The 26,585-nt window shown below is 39.2% G+C and carries 25 protein-coding genes and 1 other RNA gene; 15 read left to right on the forward strand and 11 right to left on the reverse strand.

The genetic code is table 11. The features are described from left to right. Positions 1 to 516 precede the first annotated feature (516 nt). From D3H64_RS09390 to D3H64_RS09400, 3 genes are all read left to right on the forward strand, one after another. The gene (locus tag D3H64_RS09390; RefSeq protein ID WP_121565963.1) at positions 517 to 897 is read left to right on the forward strand and encodes a DUF2187 domain-containing protein; all 381 of its coding nucleotides are present in this window, start codon (positions 517 to 519) and stop codon (positions 895 to 897) included. Between the two features lie 72 nt (positions 898 to 969). Beyond that, a complete protein-coding gene (locus D3H64_RS09395) occupies positions 970 to 1,446 on the forward strand; it encodes a hypothetical protein (RefSeq protein WP_121565964.1) in 477 nt (158 codons plus the stop codon). Further along, positions 1,439 to 1,837, forward strand: a complete 399-nt coding sequence (locus tag D3H64_RS09400; RefSeq protein ID WP_121565965.1) for a ribonuclease HI family protein — start codon at positions 1,439 to 1,441, stop codon at positions 1,835 to 1,837. The genes D3H64_RS09395 and D3H64_RS09400 overlap by 8 nt, the downstream gene beginning before the upstream one ends. 175 nt (positions 1,838 to 2,012) lie before the next feature. Here the strand turns inward: D3H64_RS09400 and D3H64_RS09405 are convergent, their stop codons facing one another. From D3H64_RS09405 to gpsB, 4 genes are all read right to left on the reverse strand, one after another. Next, the gene (locus D3H64_RS09405; RefSeq protein ID WP_121565966.1) at positions 2,013 to 2,831 is read right to left on the reverse strand and encodes a hypothetical protein; all 819 of its coding nucleotides are present in this window, start codon (positions 2,829 to 2,831) and stop codon (positions 2,013 to 2,015) included. Between the two features lie 24 nt (positions 2,832 to 2,855). Next, entirely contained in the window at positions 2,856 to 3,995 is a 1,140-nt protein-coding gene (locus D3H64_RS09410) for a class I SAM-dependent RNA methyltransferase (protein ID WP_121565967.1), read from the reverse strand. A 31-nt stretch (positions 3,996 to 4,026) separates the two neighbouring features. Then, positions 4,027 to 4,389, reverse strand: an RNA gene (gene rnpB / locus D3H64_RS09415) — RNase P RNA component class B. 81 nt (positions 4,390 to 4,470) lie between these two features. Continuing rightward, complete coding sequence (gpsB, locus tag D3H64_RS09420; protein WP_121565968.1) at positions 4,471 to 4,791, reverse strand: cell division regulator GpsB; 321 nt, start codon at positions 4,789 to 4,791, stop codon at positions 4,471 to 4,473. A gap of 539 nt (positions 4,792 to 5,330) precedes the next feature. Here gpsB and prmA point away from each other — a divergent pair. The 4 genes from prmA to dtd all read left to right on the forward strand — a co-directional run bounded on the left by prmA (position 5,331) and on the right by dtd (position 9,855). Continuing rightward, positions 5,331 to 6,281, forward strand: a complete 951-nt coding sequence (prmA, locus tag D3H64_RS09425; RefSeq protein WP_121565969.1) for a 50S ribosomal protein L11 methyltransferase — start codon at positions 5,331 to 5,333, stop codon at positions 6,279 to 6,281. Continuing rightward, the gene (locus D3H64_RS09430) at positions 6,281 to 7,036 is read left to right on the forward strand and encodes a 16S rRNA (uracil(1498)-N(3))-methyltransferase (protein WP_121565970.1); all 756 of its coding nucleotides are present in this window, start codon (positions 6,281 to 6,283) and stop codon (positions 7,034 to 7,036) included. The genes prmA and D3H64_RS09430 overlap by 1 nt, the downstream gene beginning before the upstream one ends. Continuing rightward, entirely contained in the window at positions 7,015 to 9,246 is a 2,232-nt protein-coding gene (locus tag D3H64_RS09435) for a bifunctional (p)ppGpp synthetase/guanosine-3',5'-bis(diphosphate) 3'-pyrophosphohydrolase (RefSeq protein ID WP_121565971.1), read from the forward strand. Before D3H64_RS09430 ends, D3H64_RS09435 begins: the two co-directional genes overlap by 22 nt. 159 nt (positions 9,247 to 9,405) lie before the next feature. Then, positions 9,406 to 9,855 carry a D-aminoacyl-tRNA deacylase gene (gene dtd / locus D3H64_RS09440; protein WP_121566008.1) on the forward strand — a complete coding sequence of 150 codons (450 nt, stop codon included), beginning with the start codon at positions 9,406 to 9,408 and terminating at the stop codon, positions 9,853 to 9,855. A gap of 57 nt (positions 9,856 to 9,912) precedes the next feature. On the opposite strand, the gene D3H64_RS09445 is transcribed toward dtd, so the two are convergent. Further along, positions 9,913 to 11,250 (reverse strand): N-acetylmuramoyl-L-alanine amidase, encoded by a 1,338-nt coding sequence (locus D3H64_RS09445; protein ID WP_158589278.1) that lies wholly within the window; start codon positions 11,248 to 11,250, stop codon positions 9,913 to 9,915. A 563-nt stretch (positions 11,251 to 11,813) separates the two neighbouring features. On the opposite strand from D3H64_RS09445, the gene hisS reads away from it, so the two are divergent. Continuing rightward, entirely contained in the window at positions 11,814 to 13,142 is a 1,329-nt protein-coding gene (gene hisS, locus D3H64_RS09450; protein WP_121565973.1) for a histidine--tRNA ligase, read from the forward strand. A gap of 16 nt (positions 13,143 to 13,158) precedes the next feature. Continuing rightward, positions 13,159 to 14,919, forward strand: a complete 1,761-nt coding sequence (gene aspS / locus D3H64_RS09455) for an aspartate--tRNA ligase (RefSeq protein ID WP_121565974.1) — start codon at positions 13,159 to 13,161, stop codon at positions 14,917 to 14,919. A gap of 74 nt (positions 14,920 to 14,993) precedes the next feature. Here the strand turns inward: aspS and D3H64_RS09460 are convergent, their stop codons facing one another. After that, positions 14,994 to 15,818 (reverse strand): pyruvate, water dikinase regulatory protein, encoded by an 825-nt coding sequence (locus D3H64_RS09460; RefSeq protein ID WP_121565975.1) that lies wholly within the window; start codon positions 15,816 to 15,818, stop codon positions 14,994 to 14,996. A 71-nt stretch (positions 15,819 to 15,889) separates the two neighbouring features. Between D3H64_RS09460 and D3H64_RS09465 the strand changes: the two genes are divergently transcribed. The 3 genes from D3H64_RS09465 (at position 15,890) to D3H64_RS09475 (ending at position 18,791) form a co-directional block, all read left to right on the forward strand. Next, positions 15,890 to 16,333, forward strand: coding sequence for a Fur family transcriptional regulator (locus D3H64_RS09465; protein ID WP_233554937.1), 444 nt, complete (start codon positions 15,890 to 15,892; stop codon positions 16,331 to 16,333). A gap of 18 nt (positions 16,334 to 16,351) precedes the next feature. Next, positions 16,352 to 17,689: an aminopeptidase C gene (locus D3H64_RS09470; RefSeq protein ID WP_121565976.1), complete on the forward strand. Its 1,338-nt coding sequence runs from the start codon at positions 16,352 to 16,354 to the stop codon at positions 17,687 to 17,689. A 238-nt stretch (positions 17,690 to 17,927) separates the two neighbouring features. Continuing rightward, positions 17,928 to 18,791, forward strand: a complete 864-nt coding sequence (locus D3H64_RS09475; RefSeq protein WP_121565977.1) for an ROK family protein — start codon at positions 17,928 to 17,930, stop codon at positions 18,789 to 18,791. A 70-nt stretch (positions 18,792 to 18,861) separates the two neighbouring features. On the opposite strand, the gene D3H64_RS09480 is transcribed toward D3H64_RS09475, so the two are convergent. From D3H64_RS09480 to D3H64_RS09500, 5 genes are all read right to left on the reverse strand, one after another. Further along, positions 18,862 to 19,956, reverse strand: a complete 1,095-nt coding sequence (locus D3H64_RS09480; RefSeq protein ID WP_121565978.1) for a hypothetical protein — start codon at positions 19,954 to 19,956, stop codon at positions 18,862 to 18,864. 269 nt (positions 19,957 to 20,225) lie between these two features. Further along, positions 20,226 to 20,756 carry a biotin transporter BioY gene (locus D3H64_RS09485; protein WP_121565979.1) on the reverse strand — a complete coding sequence of 177 codons (531 nt, stop codon included), beginning with the start codon at positions 20,754 to 20,756 and terminating at the stop codon, positions 20,226 to 20,228. Positions 20,757 to 20,823: 67 nt separating this feature from the next. Further along, a complete protein-coding gene (locus D3H64_RS09490) occupies positions 20,824 to 21,828 on the reverse strand; it encodes a biotin--[acetyl-CoA-carboxylase] ligase (RefSeq protein WP_158589279.1) in 1,005 nt (334 codons plus the stop codon). Between the two features lie 219 nt (positions 21,829 to 22,047). Further along, on the reverse strand, positions 22,048 to 22,950 hold the full coding sequence (locus D3H64_RS09495; protein ID WP_121565981.1) for a triphosphoribosyl-dephospho-CoA synthase: 903 nt from the start codon (positions 22,948 to 22,950) through the stop codon (positions 22,048 to 22,050). After that, positions 22,940 to 23,662 carry a GntR family transcriptional regulator gene (locus D3H64_RS09500; RefSeq protein WP_121565982.1) on the reverse strand — a complete coding sequence of 241 codons (723 nt, stop codon included), beginning with the start codon at positions 23,660 to 23,662 and terminating at the stop codon, positions 22,940 to 22,942. Before D3H64_RS09500 ends, D3H64_RS09495 begins: the two co-directional genes overlap by 11 nt. A 114-nt stretch (positions 23,663 to 23,776) precedes the next feature. On the opposite strand from D3H64_RS09500, the gene citD reads away from it, so the two are divergent. Genes citD through citF form a run of 3 tightly spaced genes read left to right on the forward strand, consistent with a single transcriptional unit; the run spans position 23,777 to position 26,522 of the window. Next, positions 23,777 to 24,073 carry a citrate lyase acyl carrier protein gene (citD, locus tag D3H64_RS09505; RefSeq protein ID WP_121565983.1) on the forward strand — a complete coding sequence of 99 codons (297 nt, stop codon included), beginning with the start codon at positions 23,777 to 23,779 and terminating at the stop codon, positions 24,071 to 24,073. Next, positions 24,073 to 24,969: an aldolase/citrate lyase family protein gene (locus D3H64_RS09510; RefSeq protein WP_121565984.1), complete on the forward strand. Its 897-nt coding sequence runs from the start codon at positions 24,073 to 24,075 to the stop codon at positions 24,967 to 24,969. Before citD ends, D3H64_RS09510 begins: the two co-directional genes overlap by 1 nt. Further along, positions 24,966 to 26,522, forward strand: coding sequence for a citrate lyase subunit alpha (gene citF / locus D3H64_RS09515; protein WP_121565985.1), 1,557 nt, complete (start codon positions 24,966 to 24,968; stop codon positions 26,520 to 26,522). The genes D3H64_RS09510 and citF overlap by 4 nt, the downstream gene beginning before the upstream one ends. Positions 26,523 to 26,585 lie beyond the last annotated feature (63 nt).

Consider the following 26,585-nt stretch of genomic DNA (forward strand, 5'->3'; position numbering starts at 1 on the left):
TGTTGGTCAAGCGGCTGGATTTTTAATTGCCACTTGGCTGATTTTTAGTTTACCAAATACACTCATGTACTAAGCAGGGCGTTAGTTGTATGATCACCATAATTACAAGTGTTCACTCTGGGCGCTTGCATTTATATTTGACTCGGAATTATACAGAATGTCCGGTGGATTCTCTCGTGAATATGAGTGCAGCAAAAGCACTTCATAAAAGTAAGCAGATACGGTCATCAATTGGAGTTCACTTTGGAAGGATAGCAAATAATGGGTCAAGTTCTAGTCCGATGTGACCTTTAGTTAAACAATTACCTAGCTAAGCACGCCTCTTTCATAGGGAGGGGTCAGAAAGAAGTGAGCGTATTGATCGGATTTCTGTCCTCAACCTAGGGGAAAAAGTCGCTTCTTGAAAATTACCGACAATGAGTTGACACATACCAAGGAAAGGGCTTTCTGGAAAGGAATTCTGAACTGTGTTATAATAAAGTTGACCCGTTGTCACATATAGAGAGGGGCTTTTTTATGGAGACAGTGTTGACGGATGAAGTCCAAGGAATGGTTGAAACGGAATTGCGTAAGGGAACAAGTAAATCACGGATTGCTCATTTGTTATCCGTTCCTTATGACGAAGCAGTCGATGTTATTGAAGAGGTTAGAGATAGAATTCGCCCAGATTTAGGGGACGAGATTCAATTTACCTTTAGAGGACATCCAATGGTAGGTGTTATTGAAAAATTGTTGAATAACTCTGCAGTTGTACATATTTATTGGTCTTTATCTGATGTTATTCTTCAGGATATATGCGAAGATAAGACTATTGTGAACTTTAAGGATATTTTGAAATTCGTTAAGGTACATGATGGGAAAATTTACCCCATAACAGATTTGCCTGGTAATAATTAGTTACTTGAGTATGGAAGAGGAAAGACAGAAAGCTGGGATTTCCCAGCTTTTTTGTTTGAGTGGAGGAAATTAATGAGAGAGTCTATCAAAGAGGAAATGCAGGCTTGTATAGCTAGGTTTAATCCGACAGATCGTTATCGTTTGAATGAACTATGGATAGAATTAGATGATAAAGAGCCTTATAAAAAAGAAGTAGCTGAGTCTATGTTATTGGAAAGACGGTTGAATGATGGAGAGAGGGCAGATTATCTGAGCTTTTTAGGAGAAATCGAGAATTCCTCTCGTCTTATTCCTTTCTTTTATCATGGAGAACTAAGGCAGATATGTTTAAAAGATTTAGTTCCTCTATTAAAGACACCTTATTGGACTAAATGGATAGAATGCTTAGAAAGATTAACGGATAGAGACCCAGTTTTCTCTGCCATGTGTTTAGATTCTTACAAAATGCTGGTGATTTCTTACTATCCTTATTTGGAAGAAAACTTCGGGAAAAGCCCAATGGATTTCCTTCCTGAGTGGGTTGAGAACTGGAGGAGAACTTATGCTTAAAATATATACTGATGCAGCTGTTAATGCTAGGGGGTTAGTGGCTTTAGCTTTTCATGTAGTGGATGGGAAGGGAGGCCAATTGGACCAAAGTAAAGAAGGAGAAAGGGGATTGAATAATCACCAAGCAGAATTTGAGGCCGTTTTGTGGGCTTTAAGGGAAATTCGATCGCTTTACGGTCAGGAGGAACGGCTATTTCTCTACACAGATAGTCAAATTGTTGAGAAAGCTTTAGTAGGTTTTATTAAAGACAAGTCTATGTTTACTGAGATTACAGAAGCTATCAAAAAAGAGATGGCAGAATTTCCTGCAGTATTTGTTCAGTGGATTCCAGAAAAGCAAAATGCCAAGGCAGATCAATTAGCTAAAGCTCGGTTACGACGTTTAAAGTAGCTTAAGATACACTTGTTGCTTATGTCACAGTGAGTGAAGATGGATTGCTAAAATATTTTAAATACAAAGACAATGAACTGCCCCCTAAAGTTGGATCAACAATCTGACCTTAAGGGGCAGTTCTATAATGGACTATTAGCCTAAGATGTTTTGGCTTGAGAGGAACTTTTCTAGCCTATTTATCGCTAGGGAAAACATGTGGAGTTTGAAGAGATTTTTTATAACGTTCCTGGCGTTTCCTATGACGGTCTTTTAATAAAGAGCAATCCCATAAGCTGGCATAGCGGTCTAACGTAGAAAAAAGAATAGTATCGGCATCATCTATTCTATTGGAGGTTAGGGCCAGTAAAAAATCATCATCATAGGCGAGTAATTTGAAGAGCTTAGAGGCAATTTTGTTTGCCCAATGGATTCTTTTTTCTTCATTTTTGTCATGCAGACAAGCTAGACATTCTTCAAAATAGATAGCTTTTCTAAGGCTTAAGAGATAAGGAAAGTAAAAATGGTGGAGTAAAAGATAGATGTATTGAGTGGGAGTAAATCCTCTAGGTAGGAATCCTTTTGTATCTGTTTGAGGGAAAGAAAGCCAGTTGATTGGGTGAGGGATAGATGCGGTGATGGAACGGCGAATTTCCTCTTCATCCCACTCAAGTGGTTTAACGATTCGGATGACATGATAACAGATAGATATTTCAGGGAAAGTAATTGGACTAGTTGCAAAGTAAATTGGGGGTAAATTTGACGGTGATAATGGCTGAGCTAAAAAAGAACTAGGACAAGGGATTTCAACTTGGGACATTACTTTTGAAATAGGCTGATGGCAGTAGCGGTCAATAGTCAGGGCATATTGTTTAGCCTGCTTAGGGTCAGTAAGGGGAGTAGCGAAACAGATTGCATGAAAAAGAAGCCTTGACTCCAAGACAGAGTAAGGCTTCAATTGGTGACGTAATTGAAAAAGGTGATCGAACCATAGATCAAAGGCAGATTCTTGCATAGAACTTTCCTCCTAAGAGGCCGATTAATTTTTACGCTTGGCCCAGTATTGGAAGAGGTCAGTGCGAATAGCCCCATTATATAGTTTTCGACGTTTAGTAGCTTTTTGCCCGTAATAAGTTTCAAAAGAAAGATCAGAAGTAAGGATGTATTTACTCCAAGTATCAAGAGGTTTTAAGGCCTGCCCCATATCTTGATAGATGAGGTGCACCTTTTCCTCGTCTAATAAACGACCACCGTATGGCGGGTTAGTGACCAATATACCATTTTTTTCTTTGCTGGTAAAATCTTTAATTTGGCATTGCTTGAAATGAATATGATCTGCCACACCAGCTTCTTCTGCATTAGCTTTGGCTACTTCAATCATGCGGTGATCAATATCAGAAGCTTCGATTAAGAGTTCACTATCATAATCGATCGAATTTTCAGCATCTTCAATTTCTTTATCCCAAAGATCTTTTGGAAGGAAAAGCCAGTCTTGGCTGTTAAAGCTACGGTTTAGACCTGGAGCGATATTGAGTCCCATTAAGGCTGCTTCAATAGGGATAGTCCCAGAACCACAAAAAGGATCCGCGAAAGGTTTATCTTTATGCCAATTAGTAAAGCCCACAAGAGCAGCAGCCATATTTTCCTTCAAAGGGGCATCCCCCTTAGCTATACGGTAGCCACGTTTGAAAAGGCTAGAGCCTGAAGTATCTATAGTAAGCTGGACTTTATCTTTTCGAATAGCTACTTCTATAGGATAAAGAGCGCCAGATTCAGGTAAAAATCCACGTCTATGATAAACATCTTGCAGACGTTTGACGATAGCTTTTTTGACGATCGCTTGACAGTCTGGAACGCTATATAGTTTAGATTGGATGGACTTGCCTGAAACAGGGAAATTAGCATCTACTGGAAGCCATTTTTCCCATTCAAGGGCATAGCAAGCTTCGAATAACTCCTCAAAGCTGCTGGTAGTAAATTCCCCCATAACTATTTTCAAGCGGTCAGCAAAACGAAGCCACAAGTTCATTTCTGGTATAGTAGATAGATTTCCTTTGAAGAAAACCTTACCATTATCCACCTGAACATCGTAGCCTCTTTGACTGACTTCTTTTTTGACAAGAGATTCAATGCCACTTGCAACTGTGGCAAGAAATTGGATAGATTGTTTACTAGTCATATGTACTCCTTAAAAAAACCTGCTTATAGATTTCTGTAAGCCATGTTCTGTCCTAATAGAGCTGCAGGAACTTCTCTACTAGGGGTAATTATCTGTCTCCGGTTTCCCGGCTCCTCCACACGTTCAATTCCGTTAGAAGAGTGCCCCTACCAATAATGTTTGGGTTGCTCGCTCGAGGGGTTTACCGCGTTCCACTGCCGAGGTTTCCCTGGCACTTCGTCACTGTGGCACTTTTCAGGATTACTGAGGCATAGTTTCCCTTAGCCTGTTTGTCCGCCGTCAATATGTATTGCCTTAGCTTATTGTTTCGCTAAGCACGATCACTACTAGCATCTCAGCTAGTGCGAGCATGGACTTTCCTCACTTAACTTAATAAGCGCAATTACCCGAAATCTATAAATACAGAATAAGTGCAAGAATCAATCGACTTGCTCAAGGGTTTGAAGAGTGAGAGCAAGCCTTTAGGGGAGATTCATTAATCTTGTAAACGATCATCGAAAACGCGCTTTTCTAAATTAGACAAACGCTTGAGAATATCAAAGTTTGTTACTGCTGGGGTTGGACCTGTAGCAGTTATTGGGTTTGGCCTTGATTGGCTTTGTTGAGATAGTTCATCAATTTTTGCTTTTAAGCGAGCATTTTCGCTTTCTAAATAGTTGACTTGGTTTTTAAAAGTGGCGTAGTCTTTCATAATAATATCTAGAAAAGCGTCTACCTCTTCCATATCGAAGCCACGAAATGATTTTTTAAATTCTTTATCAAGGATGTCTTTAGGGGTCAATTGAATATCTGCCATGTTTTCCACCTCTTCAATGTATTTCTTCGATGAGCTTTAAAGCCAGATCAAGACGAGTACAAAACTCTTTATCCATCATACTAAATTGTTAGCAAACTTACAAATATTTTAAGGAATTTTTCGAAAAAAAACACGGACTTTTGAGCGAAAATTGCTCAATCCTCTTTGCCTATTGTAGAGCCTATTGACTCTTGAAGCTTATTGTAGAGGGATAAGCTAATAGGATTTATAGAATAGATAAACAAAGATAAGACAAAAAGAGACTTTTGCCATATAAAATTGGAATCGACTTGAAATAAGAAAGGGCTAGCTTATCGAAATTCTCTGCTTTTTTTGATACAATGAGTGCAATTAAGCAATCGGATGAGCTGATTAGTGAGGCAGTGGGATCAATAGACTAGACTTGCTCATTTATGGCAAGAGCTGATGTTTTCTCTGCCAGTCTTTTTTAGAAGACAAACTAGGAGTGAGATCTTCTAAAATATGAGCTATACAACAAAGATTTTTAAAAAGGATAGAGGAGAAAAAGGGGAGAAACTATGGAAGAAAGGTATATAAAAGTTAGCTTTTATCCCGAAAAAGAGGATTTGGCTGTTTTAGAAGCAAGTTTAATGCAATTAGGGTTCACCTCTTTGGAAATCCATGACCATGAGGATATCGAAAAGCTAAAAGAAGACTTGCCAAAGTGGGAATTACTGGATGAAGACATGCTTAACCATAAAGAAAGTCTAGAAGTGATAATTTATGTAGACTTAGAAGTATGGCAAGAGGGCTTTTATAAAAAACTCCTGGCTAGATTAGAAGAAGACAAATCTCGTGGACTTTTATCTCTAATTCCGAAAATAAAGAGCGAGAAATTAGAAAGCAAGGATTGGCAAGAGGGGTGGAAGGCTTATTATAAGCCTATTCACTTAACTAGGTTTATGGCTATTGTCCCTGTTTGGGAAGAAAATAGGGAAGAATTAAATCTGCCAGTAAAAATACTTTTAGATCCCGGCTTAGCTTTTGGAACAGGGAGTCATCCGACAACGAAAATGTGCTTACTTGCCCTAGAGCAATTTGTTCGACCAGGATATGAAGTGGTGGATGTCGGTTGCGGATCAGGTATTTTAAGTATAGCTGCTGGGGAATTAGGAGCTAGTCAAGTTTATAGTTATGATATCGATCCAAATTGCGAGAAAATCGTCTTAGAAAATGCACGTTTTAATGCTCATGCAGATCGTTTAAAAGTTGCTACGGGGAATTTGTTGGATGCATATACAGGGAAAGCAGACCTCATTGTAGCTAATATTTTAGCTGGAGTATTAGAGGAGATGGCCAAGGATGTGCCTAATGCCTTAAAGGATGATGGCCATTTGATTCTTTCAGGCTTTTTAAGTAGCCAAATGGAAAGGGTTTGTAAGCCTTTTGAAGAGGAAGGTCTAAAAGTTTTACAAGTCTTAAAAGAAAAAGATTGGACTTGTGTGGTCATGGCAAAGGAGGAGGATTAATGCAACATTACTTTATCGATGAAGTAGTCACTCTTAAGCAAATTTTGCCTTGTCCTGAAAACATTAGACACCATTTACGGGATGTGATGAGAGTCGATCAAGGTCAGATCATTCGTTTGCTTGATCAAAATGAAGAAGCCTTTTTGGCGGAGATTAGCTATCGAGATGGGGAAATTTTTCTAGAGATCCAGTCTAAGGAAAATTTGCAGGTAGAGCTACCAGTTCATGTGCATATTGTGTGTGGCCTGCCCAAGAAGGATAAGGCTGACTTTATTGTTCAAAAAGCAACGGAACTAGGGGCTTATGAGATTAGTTTTTTAGCCATGGAAAGATCAGTGACACAATGGGTTGATAAAAAAGTTAGTAAAAAGTTAGATAGGCTTCAGACGATTGCTCGTCAAGCAGCGCAACAAAGTCAAAGAACCCATGTTCCTAAAGTGAACTTTGTTAAAAATATAGGGGATTTATGTTTAGCAGATCATTTGCTTTATTTAGCCGATGAAGAACTTGCTAAAAAAAACACCAAGGCTTTTGACCTCACTGATCTAGCGAGGAGTCAAACACCAATACTTGCCATATTTGGCCCAGAAGGTGGTATATCCCCTAAAGAAAGGGAGTTCATTATTGGAGCTGGTGGGAAAGGGATTGCCTTGGGGCCTAGAATTTTAAGATGTGAGACAGCCCCCTTGTATTTTCTTAGTGGCCTGTCAGTTTTAGTGGAAGGAGGATGGTCATGGCTGTCGAAAAAGATTTAACCTATGAAGATGTCTTTAAGCTTTGTGAAGCTTATATGACAGAAAAGAGTTTAGAGACCGTTAAGAGAAGTTATGAACTAGCGAATAAGGCGCATGCCCATCAAATGCGAAAATCAGGAGATCCTTATATTATTCATCCTATTCAAGTAGCAGGAATTCTAGCTAAATTGCATTTGGATCGGGATACGGTTGTCACTGGCTTCTTGCATGATGTTGTAGAAGATACAGACTACACCTTAGAGGATATTAGTGAGCAATTTTCTCCAACTGTTGCCCAGTTAGTGGACGGGGTGACGAAATTAGGGAAAATCGAGTACCGTTCGGATGAAGAACAGCTAGCTGAAAATCATAGAAAGATGTTGCTAGCTATGGCAAAAGATTTACGGGTTGTGATGGTGAAACTAGCCGACCGTCTTCATAATATACGTACTCTGAAATTTCATCGCCCTGAGAAACAAAAGAAAATCGCTAAAGAAACCTTGGAAATTTATGCACCACTTGCTCATCGTTTAGGGATGAGTCGGATAAAGTGGGAGTTGGAGGATACCTGTTTACGCTATCTCAAGCCGAAAGAGTATTATCGAATTGTTCACTTGATGGATTCTAAGCGAGTCGAAAGGGAAGCCTACATTGCTAAGGTGATAAAAGAAATCCAAGAAGCAACAGAAGATTTGTCTATTAAAGAAAGTATCTATGGAAGGCCTAAACATATCTATTCCATTTATCGTAAAATGGAATCTCAAAGAAAAGAATTTTCAGAAATTTATGATCTCTTGGCCATTCGGGTGATTGTAAAGACGATTCGAGATTGTTATGCCGTCTTAGGTGTTATTCATACCAAGTGGAAGCCTATGCCGGGGCGATTTAAAGACTATATTGCCATGCCTAAAGCTAATATGTATCAGTCGATTCATACGACAGTTATAGGGCCTGATGGGCGACCAGTTGAAGTTCAAATACGGACTGAAGAAATGCATCGTGTAGCAGAATTTGGGGTTGCAGCACACTGGGCCTATAAAGAAGGTAGAACTCAAAAGGTTGAAGTTGAAAATGATCCCCTGCAAAAGCAGTTGGATTGGTTCAATGATCTGATTGAACTGCAAAATGATGCTAATGACGCTAAGGATTTCATCGAAGGCGTTAAAGAAGACATCTTTAAAGATAAGGTTTATGTGTTTACCCCAAAAGGAGATGTCTATGAATTGCCTAAGGGGGCTAGCCCATTAGATTTTGCCTATCATATTCACACAGATGTTGGACATAAAACGATCGGGGCTAAAGTAAATGGCAAGATTATGCCACTTAATTATCAGTTGAAGAATGGGGATATTATTGAAGTTTTAACCAATAGTAATTCGGCTGGCCCTTCTCTCGACTGGCTAAACCTTGTATCGACAAGAAAGGCCAAAAATAAGATCAAACGTTTCTTCAAAATGAAAGAGCAAGATCACTATATTGAAAAAGCTCGCGAACAAATTAATTTCCAATTGAAGGAACGAGGCTTTAATCCAAAAGAGGTCGTAACAAAAGCGAATATTAAAGAAGCTTGTAAGAGATTTAACTTTAATGGTGAAGAAGAGCTTTTGACAGCTGTGGGCTTTGGCGATGTTTCTGTTGGAAGTTTAGTGAATAAATTGACCGAAAAAATGCGGCAAGATCAAGATGAAGAAAATCTTCGCATGATGATGGAAAATGATCTCACTGAAAGTAAATATGCTTTACCGTCAGATGAGCAACAAAAAATGACGGTGAAACATCAAGGAGGAGCCATAGTTGAAGGGGTAGACAATTTATTGATTCGTTTATCCAGATGTTGTCACCCTGTTCCTGGAGATCCTATTGTAGGTTATATTACTAAGGGGAGAGGAATTTCAGTTCACCGTAAAGATTGCCCGAATATTATTTCAGCTGGCAAACATACTGAACGACTCATTTCCATGGAGTGGGAGGATACAAGTCAAGAAAAAGCGCTCTACAATACCTCTTTAATCGTGCGTGGCTACAATCGGAATGGCTTGTTGAATGAAGTCTTAAATGTTATTAATTCTAAGACGAAAAATTTGAATGGGGTTAATGGTAAGGTTTCAGATGACCAAACAGCAGAAATACAAGTCAGTATACGTGTAGGGAATGTTAAAGAATTGGATGCTATAGTCGACAAGATTAATAATATTCCAGATGTTTTTGAGGTGGAACGGATTATCAATTAATTGACCTCAAAATTTTATAGTAAAAACTGAATTCACAGAAAATCAATGGATACGCCTACTAAATATTTAGGAGGAAATGCGTTAAATCTATTCCCTATGAGTGACTTTGTAAAAGATAAGAAAGATTTATTTCATAGTATGGGAAGAAAGGAAGAAAAGATGAAAGTTGTTTTGCAACGTGTTAGCTCAGCAAAAGTAACTAGCGATGGGGACTTGCTAGGACAGATTGGCAGAGGTTTCCTCCTGCTAGTTGGTATTGCTGAAAGTGATGGAGAAGAAGATATTGACTATTGTGCTAAAAAAATAGCTAAAGTACGTTTATTTGAGGATAGTGAAGGTAAGACAAATTTAGATTTGCAAGCTATCCAAGGCGAAATTTTGTCTGTTTCTCAATTTAGCTTATTAGCGTCTACTAAGAAAGGAAATCGGCCAAGTTTTCTTGGTGCAGGGGATCCAGAACATGCCAAGTCACTTTATCTTCAATTCAACAAAAAATTAGAAGAGGCTGGTTATAAAGTTGAAACTGGGCGTTTTGGGGCGGATATGCAAGTTGAGCTTGTGAATGATGGGCCGATGACAATTTTGTACGATAGCAAAAATCGTCAATAGAAAAAAGGAGGTATTAAACCTCCTTTTTTTTCTGGGATAAATTTCTATGATATCCGCTTATTTTGTCTTACTTTGTGGGATTTTGCCTTGATTTTTAAAGTAATTTTCTAAACCATCGCTGATACGATAAACGAGCTGTTGCTGGTATTTCTTAGATTCAATGCGTTTGACGTCTTTTTTGTTATTCATGTAGCCCATTTCGAGAAGAACAGAAGGGCAGTCGCTTTCTCGAAGAACCATAAAGTCTCCGAATTGATCGCCATTATTTTGAATGTTAATTTTCTTTAGGGAATGGTTGATCACTTGGCTTAAGGCTAAATCATGTTTGTTGTAATAATAGCTTGTAATACCGGAATTTTCGTTGTTTTCTCCTGAAGAGTCAAAGTGTAAACTAATGAAGACATCAGCAGTTTCTTCATTGGCCAGCTTGGCTCTATTTCTTAGAGATAAATTACTGTCATCTTCTCGAGTTAATATAACATGGGCGCCTAAGCCCTTTAAACGTTTAGCAAGTGCTTTAGATACTTTTAGAGTGAAGTCTTTTTCATGTTTTTTAGTGTAATCGGATGAAGCGCCAGGATCTTCTCCGCCATGTCCTGGATCAATAACGATAGTAGAATCTTTGATGCTTTTTGGAATGTTAACTCTTTCTATAGGGGTGAAATTTGCCTTTGCTGCTGATTTTTTAACGAAGGCAAATAGGTCTTTATTGTAGGCGACTTCGTAAAAATCCTCAAGAACTCCTACGACTTGGAAAGTTTTTCCTTTTTTTACATGGTCAATTACAGTCGAGTTGGTATGGCTTTCAGCATATAGTTTTGCTTCATTTGCAGTGATTTTGATTTTACGGTCTTTCATTGGAATAGAGCTGCTGTTAGCTCCTTTTGCGATTTTGCCATCACGAACATTAACGGAATGGGCATTGATATAGGCGATAGATTTTTCGTGACGAACTTTTATCCATTCCTTATTTTCGTCTAGGACGACAAATTGATTTCCCTTTTTAGCTGTTGCGAGCAGATAACTTTTGGCATCTGGTTGTCTTCTTAAATTAGCTGTTCGACTAGAAACGATAGCCACTCTTTTGGAGGCTTTTGTCTGTTCAGCAAGTGTTGTTGTAGGCATAAAGCCAATTTGCCGACTGGGCGAGAGAATCTTTTCCCAATCACCTTCTTTGTGAATAGGATAGTAGACTTCACCTTTTTGAATAGGGATAAGGGGTGAGGCGTCTGAACGGTTAGATGAGTAGACAGGAACTTCTCCCTCAATCATCCGTTGCCCATTTCCCCATTGAAGGTGTGTAGCAAATAGTGTAACTACGACCAAGAATGCCATAAAAATAGATAAAGAGGCATTTTTTTTATGAGAGAACCAGGCCTTAATTGTCTCTAACATCTTCATCATCCTGTCTAATATTTTTATAAAAATGCTAATTATTACGATAATCCGCTATCATTATAACATGTTTAAAGAGAAATAAGCTGTTTAGACATGATTGCGTTACCATTATGTTACCAATTTGTAATTTTAAAAAATTGACAAAATGGGACGCTCCTATAGAAGTAAATCATTAAAGAAGGAGGCTATTTAGGAAGCTTGTTTGTTAGGGTAAATTTACTTTTCAAAAGCAAAAGCTCGTCACTATTGACAAAAAGTGGTAAATACAGTATAATTTTGGCATTCCTAAGAATACGTCATGATAGTGAGACAGGTTGATGTTTTGGAGACAGAAGAGAGTTAGCGGTAGGTGAAAGCTAACCAGACCAGGACTACAATGACACTCGCCATATCAAATAGCCTAGCTATTCGGAGCCACCGTTATCGGCAGAGGAAGTTAGTCTTCGAATATAAGGTGGTACCACGTGCATTGCTCGTCCTTTAGCTCTTAAGCTAGGGGGCTATTTTTTTAGGAATTTTATCCGTTTAACGAATGTATATACAAATAAGGAGGAGAATTCATGATCCAACGACCAAAAGGAACGGCAGATTGGTTTGGCCAAGAAATGGCTTATATGACAGCTATTGAAGAAGTTGTACGTGAAGTCAGTGAAAGTTACCGTTTCCAAGAAGTAAGGACCCCTATTTTTGAATCCTATGACTTGTTTAGTCGTGGAGTAGGGAATGGAACTGATATTGTGACGAAAGAAATGTATGATTTTAAGGATAAGGGAGATAGACATATTGCCTTGCGTCCTGAAGGAACAGCTTCCGTCGTTAGAGCTTATATTGAAAATAAATGGTTTGGTCCAGAATATCCTCATCCATTTAAAGCAACATATATTGGCCCAATGTTCCGTTATGAAAGGCCACAAGCAGGACGGATGCGGCAATTTCATCAATTTGGAGCGGAGGTTTTCGCTGAAAAAGATCCTAGAATCGATGCGGAAGTTATTGCAATGGCTTGCGAAATCTTTAATACACTTGGTCTAGGTCAACTTAAAATTGCCATTAACTCACTTGGCTTACCTGAAGAACGTGCAGCCTATCGGAACGCTTTGGTAGCCTATCTTGAACCTTTGGAAGAACAATTGTCGGCTGACTCTAAACGTCGTTACAAAGACAATCCTCTTCGTGTTTTAGATAGTAAAGATAAGGGAGACCAAGAGTTAACACAAGACGCACCAAAATTATCTGAATATCTCTCTAAAGAATCTAAGCATTACTTTGAAGAAGTTTTGCGTCACTTGGATCTTTTAAAAATTGCTTATGTCGTAGATGAACGTTTGGTTCGTGGACTGGATTACTATCAAGATACTGTCTTTGAAATCATGACGGAATCAGAAAAATTTGGAGCTAATACCACTATTTGTGCTGGAGGACGTTATGATGGCTTAGTTTCCTCACTTGGTGGACCTGAAACAGCCGGTGTTGGATTTGCTTGTGGCATGGAACGATTAGCTTTGTTGATGCAATTAGAAGAAGCCAATGATTCTTTAAGAGAAAATGAATTGGATGTCTATGTGGTGACAATTGGAGAAGATGCAAGTGATTATGGCTTCAAGTTGGTCAATGATTTACGATCTATGGGTTATGTTGTGGATCAAGATTATCGTGGCCGTGCTGTGAAGAAGCAATTCAAACAAGCCCAAAAAGATCAAGCGAAACTTGTTGTGACGATTGGTGAAAATGAAATCGCAGAATCTACTATATCCATAAAGGCTTTAAAAACAGGGAAAGAAGCTAGCCTTCCTATAGAGGATGTTGAAGAAGATTTTGATGGGATCTTTAATCGTTTAACGATTGATTCGTCTGTCATCGATGCTTATTTTAATGAATCCAAAGATTAAAGAATGAGGTGCAAGAATGGCAAAACGTACGAGATATAATGGAGAATTTCGTAAAGAACATATTGGGGAAAAAGTCACAGTTGACGGATGGGTTCAAACTAGACGTGATTTTGGCGGTTTAATTTTTATTGACTTACGTGACCGGACAGGTTTAGTTCAATTAGTTTTCAATTCCAGTGATAATGCGGAAGCTTTTGAATTGGCTAGTTCTTTACGTCAAGAATATATTATCGAAGCAAGTGGTCTGGTAAGAAGCCGTGGGGAAGGCTTGACCAATCCCAATTTAGCTACTGGGGATGTAGAAATTGCTGTAGATTCTTTAACCATCTTTTCTAAGGCTAAAACGCCAGCTATCTATGTCGATGATAGCCATAAAACAAGCGATGACTTGCGGATGAAATACCGTTATCTAGATTTACGTCGTCCAAGTCGAATGAATGCTTTGCTCTTACGGTCAAAAGTCACGCACGCCATCCGCCGTTACCTAGATAATCAAGGCTTTGTCGATATCGAAACACCATACTTAACACGTTCTACTCCTGAAGGCGCACGGGACTATTTAGTTCCTTCACGTGTACACGAAGGGCAATTTTATGCCTTACCTCAGTCCCCTCAATTGTTTAAACAGTTGTTGATGGCTTCAGGCTTTGACCGCTATTATCAAATTGCTCGTTGTTTCCGTGATGAAGATTTACGTGGAGATCGTCAGCCAGAATTTACTCAAGTAGACTTAGAAACTTCTTTTCTAAATGATGAAGATATTCAAACTTTGACTGAAGGGATGATCAAAGCTGCAGTCAAAGAGGCTTTAGGGAAAGATATAAAAACGCCATTCAAACGGATGCCTTATGACGAAGCTATGGATCGCTTTGGTTCTGATAAACCTGATACTCGTTTTGGAATGGAATTGATAAATGTTTCCGACATTGTAGCAGATAGCGATTTTAAAGTCTTTCGATCAACTGTGGAAGCAAATGGCCAAGTTAAAGCTATTAACCTAAAAGGGAAAGCAGAAGAATACTCTCGCAAGGATGCGGATAATTTGTCAACTTACGTGGCAAAATATGGGGCTAAGGGTTTAGCTTGGGTGAAGGTGGAAGATAAAGGCTTTAAGGGACCTATAGCAAAATTCTTAACAGAAAAAGAAGGAGACTTGCGTAAACGATTAGATGCAGAAGTAGGAGATATTCTCTTCTTTGTAGCAGATAAGCCTTCTGTTGTGGCTCAAGCTTTAGGCGAACTTCGTTTACATCTAGGACACAAACATGGCTTGTTAGATGAAAGCCAATTGAATTTCTTATGGGTTGTAGATTGGCCTTTATATGAATGGAATGAAGACGAGCAACGTTTTGATGCTATGCACCACCCATTCACTCGACCAGCCAACCCAGATCCACAAGCCTTGATCGACTCTCCTGAAAAAGCACGTGCCATTGCTTACGATATTGTGTTGAATGGCTATGAAATCGGTGGAGGTTCCTTGCGGATATTTGATCCAAAAATGCAAGAAGCTATGTTTAAGGTGATCGGTTTGAGTCAAGAACAAATTGAGGAACAGTTCGGTTTCTTTGTTCAAGCTATGGATTATGGCTTCCCTCCTCATGGGGGCTTGGCTCTTGGATTAGATCGTTTCGTGATGATCTTAGCTGGGGAGTCTAATATTCGTGAGGTCATCGCCTTTTCTAAGAACAGCCAGGCTGTAGATGTCTTAACGGATGCACCAAGCGAAGTTTCGACTCTTCAATTGGATGAGTTAGCGCTTAAGCTTCGAAAATAAGTTTATAATTAGAAAAAGGCCTCGTAAGAGTTTTACGAGGCTTTTTGTTATATAATAGATAGCGGTAACAAGTCCTAGCTAGAGGCTTTGTTAAGTAGCTTGTTTTCTTCCATATAGGCGAGGATGATAGCAGCGGATTCCTCTATACTCCGTTCGCTGGTATTGATCACGAGATTACAATCTAGCTTATTATAGAGATCCTTTGCGTAATCCAATTCTTCATTAATACGTTCTGGAGAGGCGTAATAAGAAGTTTCATCTAAACCGTAGCTTTTCATACGTTCAGTTCGGTAATTTTTTAGAACGTTTGGAGTGGTCATTAAGCCAATAATCTTATCATGGTCTACATGATATAGTTCGTAAGGAACGTCAGCTTCTGGCATGATGGGTAAATTGGCGACACGAACATTACGGTTAGCAAGAATCATGCTGAGTGGTGTTTTGCCCGTTCTGGAAACGCCAAGTAAGACGATATCAGCATCGACTAAGCCAGAAGGATTTTTACCATCGTCATTGTTGACGGTGAATTCGATGGCTTCTATTCGATCAAAGTAGGCGTCATTCAATTGGTGGCGAGTGATTGGCTCATCTTGTTGAGCTTGAGTGGTTTCTTCGATAACATCAAGCAAGGGGCCGATGACATCGTGTTGTGGAACAGGTTTTTTTCGGATGTAGTCTCTTAGTTCCTTATTCATGAAAGCATGAACATATATTTTTTCGTTATCGGGTATGTTCGAATAACGATTCATAATAGCTTTTATTTTTTCCTTGGAAGAAATGAATTGAAAAGGGATTATATCGACAGCGTTACTGAGATATATTTTCATTGCTTCTAATAAAATTGCATCCATAACGTCGCCAGCAGTGTCAGTAAGTGCTATAATGGTAGCTGAAATCAATTGTCTCTCCTCATTTCGATTGGTATATAACAAGTTTACCGCATCAGGTGAGAGAACGAAAGGAGAATATCGTGACTCTTGAAGAAACGCAACAAGTTGTTCGGATAATGAAGAAAAATGGATATAAAATGACGGATAAGCGTCGAGAAATAATTGAATTATTTGCCGAAGAAGATCGCTATCTGACAGCAAGAGAAGTTCAAGAGCGGATGGTTCAAAGGTTCCCACAATTAAGTTTTGATACAATTTATCGGAATATTTATACGCTGGCTGAGTTGAATGTTTTAGAAATGACTGATCTTAATGGAGAAAAATATTTCCGCTTTGCATGTTCCCATATTGGCCATCATCACCATCATTTCATTTGTAAGAAATGTGGACGGACAAAAGCTATACCATTTTGCCCGATGGATACTATTGAACAAGAGCTAGATGGGTACTCAATCACTGGTCACCGGTTTGAGGTATATGGACTTTGTGATCAGTGTCAACAATCTTCAGGCAACAAAATTTAAAGAGAAAGGTGAGTTACTATGTCAGAAATTACGACAGAATTGCTCAAAAAATACCAAGCAGATTATGACCAAAGCACTGGCCCTAAAATTTTGAGCCATGCTATTGCCAAACAGGGATACTTAGACAGTATTGAGGACAATTCGGTTCTTCGCCGTCATGATTTCGTCTTTTCAGATGAAACGAAACGTGGTGAAATTACTAACCAAAAACGTTCTGGCCGTTGCTGGATGTTTGCTGCCTTGAATACTGCACGTGTAGATACCATGAAGGAACTCAATCTAGAAAGCTTCGAATTTTCTCAAAACTACACTCTATTTTGGGATAAATTAGAAAAAGCAAACTATTTCTTGGAAAGCATTATCAAGACTGTTGATGAAGATTTAACATCTCGCCTTGTGATGCACTTATTGAAGGATCCTCTTCAAGATGGTGGACAATGGGATATGTTCTCTGGCATTTTGAAGAAATATGGTGTAGTACCTAAAAAAGTGATGCCAGAAACTTATCATTCTTCTAATACAGCTGTTTTAGATAGCTTACTGACAAAGAAGGTTCGTGAAATCGCTAAGGATATCAGAAACAAGCATGCTGAAGGTGCTTCTGAAGACGAATTGCGGACATTTAAGGAAGAACGTTTGAGTGTAATTTACACGATGTTAACTGAAGCGTTAGGTCAAGTGCCTACTCGTTTCTCTTATAGCTATCGTGACAAAGATAAAAAACATCACACGATTAAAGACATTACACCACAAGAATTCTTCGCTAAATATGTTGGATGGGATCTTGATCAACGTATTTCTTTGATTAACGCTCCTACAGCGGACAAGCCTTATGGTCGCGCTTATACAGTTAAATATTTAGGGACTGTTCATGAAGCAGAACCAATTCATTATATCAATGTGCCAATTGAAGTTTTGAAAGAAGCTGCTATCAATTCTATTAAAGCAGGTGAACCTGTATGGTTTGGTTGTGATGTTGGTCAAATTTCTAACCGTCAAATTGGGGTAATGGATAAAGACCTATTTGACTATGAAGCAGCTATAGGCGAACCATTTAACTTGAATAAGGCGGAACGTCTAGACTATGGTGAAAGTTTGTTGACTCATGCCATGGTATTCGTTGGGGTTGACCTGGATGAAAATGGTAAACCAATTAAATGGAAAGTTGAAAATAGCTGGGGTGATGAACCTGGTGACAAGGGGATCTTCTCCATGTCTGATGCTTGGTTTGATGAATTTAACTACCAAATCATGGTGGATAAATCCTATGTTCCAGCAGAATGGTTGAAAGCTTTAGAACAACCTTTAGTTGAATTAGAACCATGGGATCCATTCGGAGCTCTTGCAGTTTACTAGAGTGAAGAAGGAAGAGAGTCGATAGATTCATCTCATTCTAGTTTGTAGTGAATAATGATGATTCAATAGGCCGGGAGCTTATATCCCGGCCTATCTATTTGAAAAGATCAGTGGAGTTCTTTATCATGTAATGATGTGAACAAGGCTTTCGAGCTCATTTCACTGTTAGATGAAAGAGATAAAGGCTAAATTTGAAGGAATTCATAACAAGAAATGAATAAATGAAAGAAGGGATTTTATGATAGGAGCAATTGAAGCGGGAGGAACAAAATTTGTCTGTGCTGTAGGTGAAAAGGCTACAGATCTTCGTGATCGTATTGTGATTCCAACTCGTCAACCAAAAGAAACGATGGCAGAAGTTATCGCTTATTTTAAAAAGCACGAACCTTTAGAAGCTATAGGGATAGCCTCTTTCGGACCGATTGAAGTGGATAAAACATCTGATTACTACGGTTATATAACAACAACGCCTAAAGCAGGATGGGAGAATTATGATTTACTTTCTCCATTAAAGGACGCTTTTCCTGGGACAGAACTAGCTTTTGATACAGACGTCAATGGAGCCGCTTTAGGAGAATATACCCATGGGGCAGGTCAAGATGTTCGTTCTGTTTTGTACTTAACTGTGGGAACAGGCGTTGGCGGAGGTTTTGTCAGTGACGGAGAAATTCGAAATGGTTACGGGCATCCGGAAATGGGTCATATTTTGGTGACTAGACGTTCTGATGATAATTACAAGAGCCGTTGTCCTTACCATTCTCATTGCTTAGAAGGGTTGGCGGCTGGACCTACAGTTGCAGGGCGTTTAGGTAAGAGCAGTCATGAAATTGATGCCAGTCACCCAGTATTTGAGGCTATTGCAGATTATCTTGGGCAAGCTCTTGTCAGCTATACGGTGACTTTACGACCTGAACGAATAGTGATTGGTGGAGGATTAATGAAGGTTCCAGGACTTTTAGATAAAGTATGCCAAGCCTTCGAAAAAGATTTAAATGGCTACCTTCCTATTCCAAAAGATTATATTACAAGTCCTGCTTTAGGGGATGATGCGGGTATTACTGGGGCATTCTTGCTTGGCCAAGAAGCTCTATTAAAAGAGTAAAGGATTTTTTCATTTAGAAAAAACTCCTCTAGTTTCAAGAGAGAAGCTAGAGGAGTTTTTTTTAGTTGGGCTATGGCCGATGCACTTCGTGAGTCTTTAACCATTCTTCAATAGTTAGAGTCGAGTGGCCATTTAGTTCTGGGATATGTTTTTGACGGATAAGTTCGAGAAAATGCTGATGAATTTGTTGGCATTCCTCTTCGCTTAGTTCAACCCATTGTTTAAAGAATTGAATGAAAAGCTCTGTTCGAGGAACTAAATTTTCGCAAACATCCATTATGAGATGAACAGCAAAACCTCTCGGAAGGGAGAGTTGGTGTTTAAAAGATAGTTGGACTAAATAATTAGCTAAAGGAGAGATCGGTATAGACTGGTAGAAGTTATTGGTTAAAGAAAATAGTTGATCCAGATCTGTTATAGGATAAGGGTCGTATTGTGCTTGACTCTTGATTAAGATATCTTGTCTTTGCTTTGTCATATACTTTTTCATGACAAAGTTGTCCTGATCGACAAAAAAGTTGCAAATAAGTCCAGGAGCTTTTTGAGCGAAGAGATACCATTCGTCATCTGTTGAAAAGAAGTCAAAGCCTAATTTTCTTAAATAGTTAACGAGTTGAGAAAGAGGAAGAATACCGAAAATAGCCATTAAGGCATTAATAGCATCTATAGCAAGAATGTTCCATTCGTTAATAGAACGGAAATTTTCATTTTTAGCTTGACGAAGCAAGGCTTCTATATAAGCTGGTTTACAAGAAAATCCAGGATCTTTTTCATCCTCTATTTGGTCGAAAACCCCAACGGAAGAAAAAGCGTTTAAAGCGCCAGAAACAGCCAACCAATCATCGGGATGAACGGTAGATTGGTGAATAAAAGGCTGCCTAATAAAGAGTTGGTTCACTTCGGCTGGAATGAAAGAAATGAGACGGCTGAGATAGTCCTCATCATAAAATTGTTGGTAAAAAGCTTGACGTAAATCTTCAGGCTTGTCTGAATCCGGAAAGGTCATGCTTAACATTTGCAAAGTTTGTAGTAATCGCCCCTGTTCAGCTTGATCGATTAGGCTATGGCTTTCTCTTAATGTAGAAAGGGATTCTGTTGGAGCTAATTGCAATAATTGGTCAAAAGTCATGCCTTTAGGGGGAGTAAATGGGGGGTAAGTCTTCATCGTTTAGGGCCTCCTTAAATCTTGCCCGCTTATATAAAAGGGCTCTCGTCTTTCATTATACAGGATATGCATAAAAAGGAAAATAAATTTAGAAATTTGCCTTTAAATGAGAATCCCCTGAGTTTATGACAGAATCTATTTTGTTTCGTACTAGGGATGGGCGAGGGATTTCTTTAATGTAACTAGTTGATGATTCTTTTAAGCAAAAAACTCCAACCGGAATGGCTGGAGTTTGTGATAATGGAATTGAGGATACAAAACAATAAACGTTATTTAGATTTTAACAAGGGTTTCACACGTTTGGCTAAGATAAGAGCTAAAGCCAATTTTACACAGTCAAACGGTAGGAAGATAAGCATCCCCTTGTAGATCCAAAGGCCAATACTACCTGGTACGTGTAAAACATTTGTTAATAAGACGATCATGTAAGGTAGACCCACTGTGTATGGTAAGAAGAGGGCGATTAAGAATAAAACAAGAGCCTCTTTAGCCGTTAATGTTTCCAATGGATGACTTTCTAAGTAAAGGCCAATGACTAAAGCAGTCACGATAAAGCCGATTAAGAAACCAAAGGAAGGAGTTGTTAGTGGGTTAGCACCTTGGAAGATTTTAATGAGTAAATGTACACTCATAGCTAAACTGCTGAATGGGTGTGGTAATAAGAGGGCTGTTAAAACAACAGCGAATGTTTGCAAGGTAATAGGTACTGGTCCTACTGGAATGGAGACGTAACCTAAAACAATAGTAAGTGCTGCAAATAGAGCAGATAAAACTAACCAATATACTTTTGATGCTTTCATATATTTCTCCTTTTATTGAGGTTATTGAAAAGGAGAACCTGACATTAAAAGACGAACATGCAAAGTATTAACGTTCATTAGGAAAAGTAAATGTATCGTGGAAAGTCACTTCGCCATAGCCGAGTTCTAAAATATCTCCATCTTTTTTTTCTAGAATTAAATGGCCATGGTCATTGATGGTGATGACCTTTCCGACGATAGTTTTGCCATTTTGCGCATAACAAACTTCCTGATCAAGCAGGAGACAATGCTTTCGATATTCATCGAGGAAGTTTTCTTGTCCTGCGTTACTGACTAAAGGTATTAGCTCTTCCATTAAACGGACGAGAAAGTTAGTACGTTTGAGGTCTTTGCCTTCTTGGTATGGAGCAAGACAACCCATGATCTCCTTTAATTCATCGGGAATCCCGTCTTTAGGGTCCATTAAGTTAATTCCTATGCCGATAAAGACTCGATCGATTAAGCCTGTTTCCATATTACTGATTCCCTCACATAAAATGCCACAGACCTTTCGATTGTTTAAGTAGAGATCATTGACCCATTTGATCCACAAATCTATGCCATAAACATCTAAGACAGCCCGCCTTACTGCAACAGCTGTAGCTGATGTAATTAGCCCTGCGTCCAGGTTAGGGTCCTTAATCGGAACTGAAAGGGTCAAATAAAGTCCAGTGGATTGAGGAGAGAAGAAGGATCTTCCATATCGTCCTCTTCCAGCTGTTTGACCTTCAGCAACTAACAGATAGTTCTTCCCTTGTAGTTCAGCGTTTTGACTCATACGTTTAGCTTCGGTATTAGTGGAATCAATTTGCTTATAGATGTAGGGGATGATATCTAGCTTGGATTTTTTAAATAGATAAGCTAACCACTTTGGATGGAGCGTATCTTGAGGTCTTGCTACTTTATAACCTTTACTTTGAGCTCGATCAATTAAGAAACCGTCTTTTTCAAGTTCATTTAAGGCTTTCCACACTGCTGTTCTGCTAACCGAAAGTTGACTGGCTAAATCTTGTCCAGAATGAAAGCTAGAAGATGAATTAAGCAGGGTGAGTAATAGTTCGTCTTTTAACATAAGGTCCTCCTTGTTCATTATGTTAACCCAAACGACAGAATAAGTTAACAATACATTGAGTCTTTTAAGTGTTTTTTTATAATTAAGGAATTTAGCGCAAGCTTTAAGTATAGAAAAATCTCAAATAGCTAAGAAAAACCCCCAGTTCATTTTTGAGCTGGGGATATATGCGGTAAGACTTGAATGAGTATCTTATAGACTAGAGGATAGAAAAGGAAGCTAGCTTTTTTCTTTAGCGTCTAAGAGTTCTTTCACGAAAATAGTTGCTGCGAGCAAATCAGCAGATCCACCAGGGGAAATATGATGGTCGATAAGTTGCCGGTCAAATTGCTTTAACAAAGAGTAGAAATCTTTAGTATCGTCAAATTCTAAAATCAGCCGGCTGTTCTTTTGAACCATGCTTAAGCCCATTTGCCCCGCACGGTGAAGCACATTGGAGTCTTCCAAATGACACATTAAATAGAGTAAAGTTCGTAGCCAAGCTTCATCTTCACTTATAGAGGTATTTTGGCTTATTTTTCTATAATAGGGTAGGGCCAAGAGAAAAATACTTGGGTAGCCTGCTAGAGCTTCCCCACGTGGACCTAAACTCCCATAAGTTTGCAAGAGTTGGCTGCCGTGGCTTTGAGCGGGTAGATTTTTTAATTCTTCGATTTCTCTAGGCAAAGTATCTTGAACGAGTTCTTGGATCGTTTTAGGCCACATACCAAGCAATTCTTCAGAACCGGCTCTTGGATAGCTGTCGATCATTAAACGCCAACTGATGAGTAGCAGTCCAAAAGTGAAGATAGCCCCTTTGTGAGTGTTGACGCCTTCTGTAATGGCTGACATTTTCTCTTCACCTTTTAAACCGATCAGACGCGCCTTAGCAAATAGTCTGGTGTAAAAAAGGCAAGTATCTTCATCGTCTAGACGTTGCTCTTTTTTTGGAAGATGGTAGAATTCCTCCATAGTTTCACCTAAGCATAAAGCACTTCTTAGAAATGTATTTAAGCACATGTCCTGATGAGCGCCTTGGTTAAGGCTGTCCACTAAACCTGGCTTGGGGCTAAGGCTTGCTTCCTTCATCAAGGCATATTGAGCGATTTGCCAAATAGGTAGTGCTAGCTCTTTATTCTGCATGGCCAGTATGTTCCTGCTCAAGACTGGAGAGGCGATTTAAGATAAACTCTTTAGAATCCAAAAGGTGTTTGTCTAAAAGGGTGCACATGGTTAAAATATCCTTATTTTTTAAGGCTTGGTAAATATGTAAGTGATCTCGAAAGGCACGGAGACGACGCTTGTCATCTGAGACAGAAATATCTCGGAATCTAGTCAGATATTCTTTCAATCGCTTGATGGTATCCGTTAAGCGAGGCATATCCGCTATAGCCAAGACTTTTTCATTGAAACGGGCGAAGTAATCGTTGATTTGTTCCAGATGATGTTCGTTAATTAATTCTTGTGTTTCTTCCATTAACTTATCGAGTTCTTGTATATCTTCCCTTGTCATTTTCATCAAAGCATTGGTAAAGGCTAATTTCTCTAAAGCGCGACGAATTTCGTAGATCTCTTCAGCGTCCTTCAATGTGATTTTTTTGACAATCGTCCCATATTTGGGGATATTTTCTACTAATCCTTCATGTTGAAGTAATTCCAAGGCGTAACGAATAGGTGTCCGACTGATATTTAAACGTTTCGCATACTCTTTTTCGTTGATACGTTGACCAACAGGAATCCTACCAAGAATAATTGCCCTTCTAAGCCCTTTATAGACGATTTCTTTCAGTGGAAGATTCGAAAGGTAGTCTTTGCTATCGATCAATTCAACAAAGAATTCATCTGTTAGTTCCATAGTTTGCCCCTTTCTTTGTGTTTTGAGTGTTCTTTAAACAAAAGGCATTTGAATGCACTTGTCGTGCATGTCATAATGATATTGTATCATAAATCACAAAAAAGGAGAATGACAATGGAGTTGAAACATTCAGCTATCGCCGGGACTCTAGAATCAAGCGACTGTCAAGTTATCCTTGAACCAGGGACGAATGGGATTGAATTGACTATCCAAGGTGACGTTATCGCCCAATATGGACGACAAATCAAGGCTTCTGTTTTAGAAACATTGGAAAAATTAGAGGTCAAAGATGCAGTAGTCTCTCTACAAGACCAAGGAGCTCTTGACTGCACGATTAGATCTCGTGTACAAACTGCGGTTTTACGGGCAAGTGATCAAAAAGAAAACTTACCATGGGGGGTGCAAATTTAATGCAAGATCAACGTTTACGCCGTACCATGATGTTTTTAAATGCACAACGTTCTTCCTTGATCAAAGATGCTTATGTTTATGGGGCTGATTCAGTCATGTTTGACTTGGAAGATGCTGTGGCTCAAAAAGAGAAAGATTCAGCTCGTGTCCAATTGTATAACACTTTAAAGTCAATTGATTATCGTGGAGTTGAACGGTGGGTACGTATCAATGCGACAGACTCTGAATGGTTCAAAGAAGATATTCGAGCGTCTGTAGCAGGCGGTTGTGAAGGGATTCGTATTCCAATGACTGAAACTGCTGAACAAGTGCAATTGGTTGACCAATTAGTAACTGAGGCAGAAAAAGAATTTGGTAAAGAAGTAGGCTCTACTTTATTAATGGCAGCTCTAGAATCTCCATTAGCTATCATTAATTGCTATGAAATTTGTAAGGCTAGCGATCGAATGATGGGTGTGGCTCTTTCTGCTGGTGATTTTCGGAGAACGATGCATGCTCAAAGTACAGAAACGGGAGAAGAACTTGCAGCAGCTCGTGGGCAAATCGTTATTGCGGCTCGTGCAGCTGGTGTGATGTGTTTTGACACTGTATATACGGATATCGATAATTTGGAAGGGTTACGAAAAGAAACAGAATTAATTCGCAATATGGGCTTTGATGGTAAATCCGTTATTTCTCCTAAACAAATTGCGACTATTCATGATGTCTTTACTCCAAGCGACAAACAAATTCGGCATGCAGAACATATTGTTGAAGCTATCGAAGAGAACAAGTCTAAGGGGATTGGTGTCTTGGTTGTAGATGGTCAAATGGTTGACGTGGCCCATGTAGAAGGAGCTTATCGGACACTGACGATGGCCAAGGCTGCCGGGAAATATAAGGGGGATCTGGTATGAAGAATGCAGTAAATCGAGAAATCCCATCTGAAATTTTAAAAGACGGACTAGAAGCTTTTAAAGGAGCTTTTTATAGGGAAGGTTACCGTTATAAAAAGGCTGCGCCTACTATTCGGGCGGCTGTTCGTCCGAGTGAAAGCAAATTAGTTGACTCCATTGAAGAAGTGATTAAAAAAGTTGGCTTGAAAGATGGAGACAGCATCTCCTTCCACCATCATTTCCGTAATGGAGATTTTGTGTGCGCCATGGTTATGGCAGCCATCCATAAATTAGGGATTAAAGACCTAACAGTTATTGCTTCAAGTCTGGGTAAAGCGCAAGCATCCTTAGTTCCAATGATTGAAGATGGAACTATCACTGGTATTTCTACTTCTGGTGTACGTGATGAAATAGGTAAGGCGATTTCTTCAGGTAAATTGAAGAATCCAGCTTTCATTCGGACCCATGGTGGCCGTGTTCGGGCGGTTGAAACAGGTGATGTGCATATCGATGTAGCATTTATTGGTGCGCCAACAGCAGACCAATTTGGTAACGCACGTGGTAAGGGTGGAAAGAGTGACTGTGGTGTCCTTTCATACGCTGATGTGGATGCGAAATACGCAGACCAAGTTGTAGTAATCACTGATACTTTGGTAGACTTCCCGAACTATCCTGCTTCAGTAAAGGCTATTGATGTAGATTATGTTGTAAAAGTTGACCAAGTAGGGGACTCTAAGAAGATTGCAGGTAATGCTATTCGTATGACAAAAGATCCTCGCGAATTAATGATCGCTGAAAATGCAGCGAAGGTTGTTGCTAACACTCCTTGGTTCAAAGACGGTTTCCAATTCCAAACAGGGGCTGGAGGATCTTCTCTTGCGGTTACTCGTTTCTTGAAACCATATATGGATGCAGCTCATGTTAAAATTGGTTGCGCGCTTGGCGGTATAACTAAGCCAATGGTTGATCTTTTAAAAGAAGGCTATATTAAGGCTATTGCTGATACTCAAGATTTTGATGTCCCATCAGTTGAATCTGTACACGACACACCAGGTCATTTTGAGATCTCTGCTAGTGAATATGCCAACCCGTTAAATAAGGGGGCGTATGTCAATAGCCTTGATTATGTGATTTTAGGGGCTTTGGAAATTGATACTGACTTCAACATTAATGTGGTGGTTGGGTCTGATGGTATTATCCAAGGGGCTCCTGGTGGACATCCAGATACTGCAGCTGGGGCAAATTGCACGATCATCGTCTCTCCGCTCGTTCGTGGTCGTTTAGCTACTGTTCGAGATCAAGTAACTTCTGTAACAACTCCAGGTGAAACTGTTGATGTTCTCGTTACTGATTACGGTGTTGCAGTTAATCCAAAACGTCAAGATATTATTGACGCATTAAAAGATACTGATATTCCATTGAAAACTATTGAAGAATTGAAGGAAATTGCTTACTCTATTGTTGGCGAACCTGATCCAATTCCATTTGAAGACAAGGTTGTTGCCTTGATTGAATACCGTGATGGAACTATCATCGACGTGGTGAAACAAGTTCCTGAACGCATCGATTTTTAATTTGGCTATTCCGTTGATCCTCCCGAGATCAACGTAGCAATATAGGATCACAGACTTAGCAGC

The sequence above is a fragment of the Atopobacter sp. AH10 genome, assembly GCF_003664595.1.
GTDB lineage: Bacteria > Bacillota > Bacilli > Lactobacillales > Aerococcaceae > Atopobacter.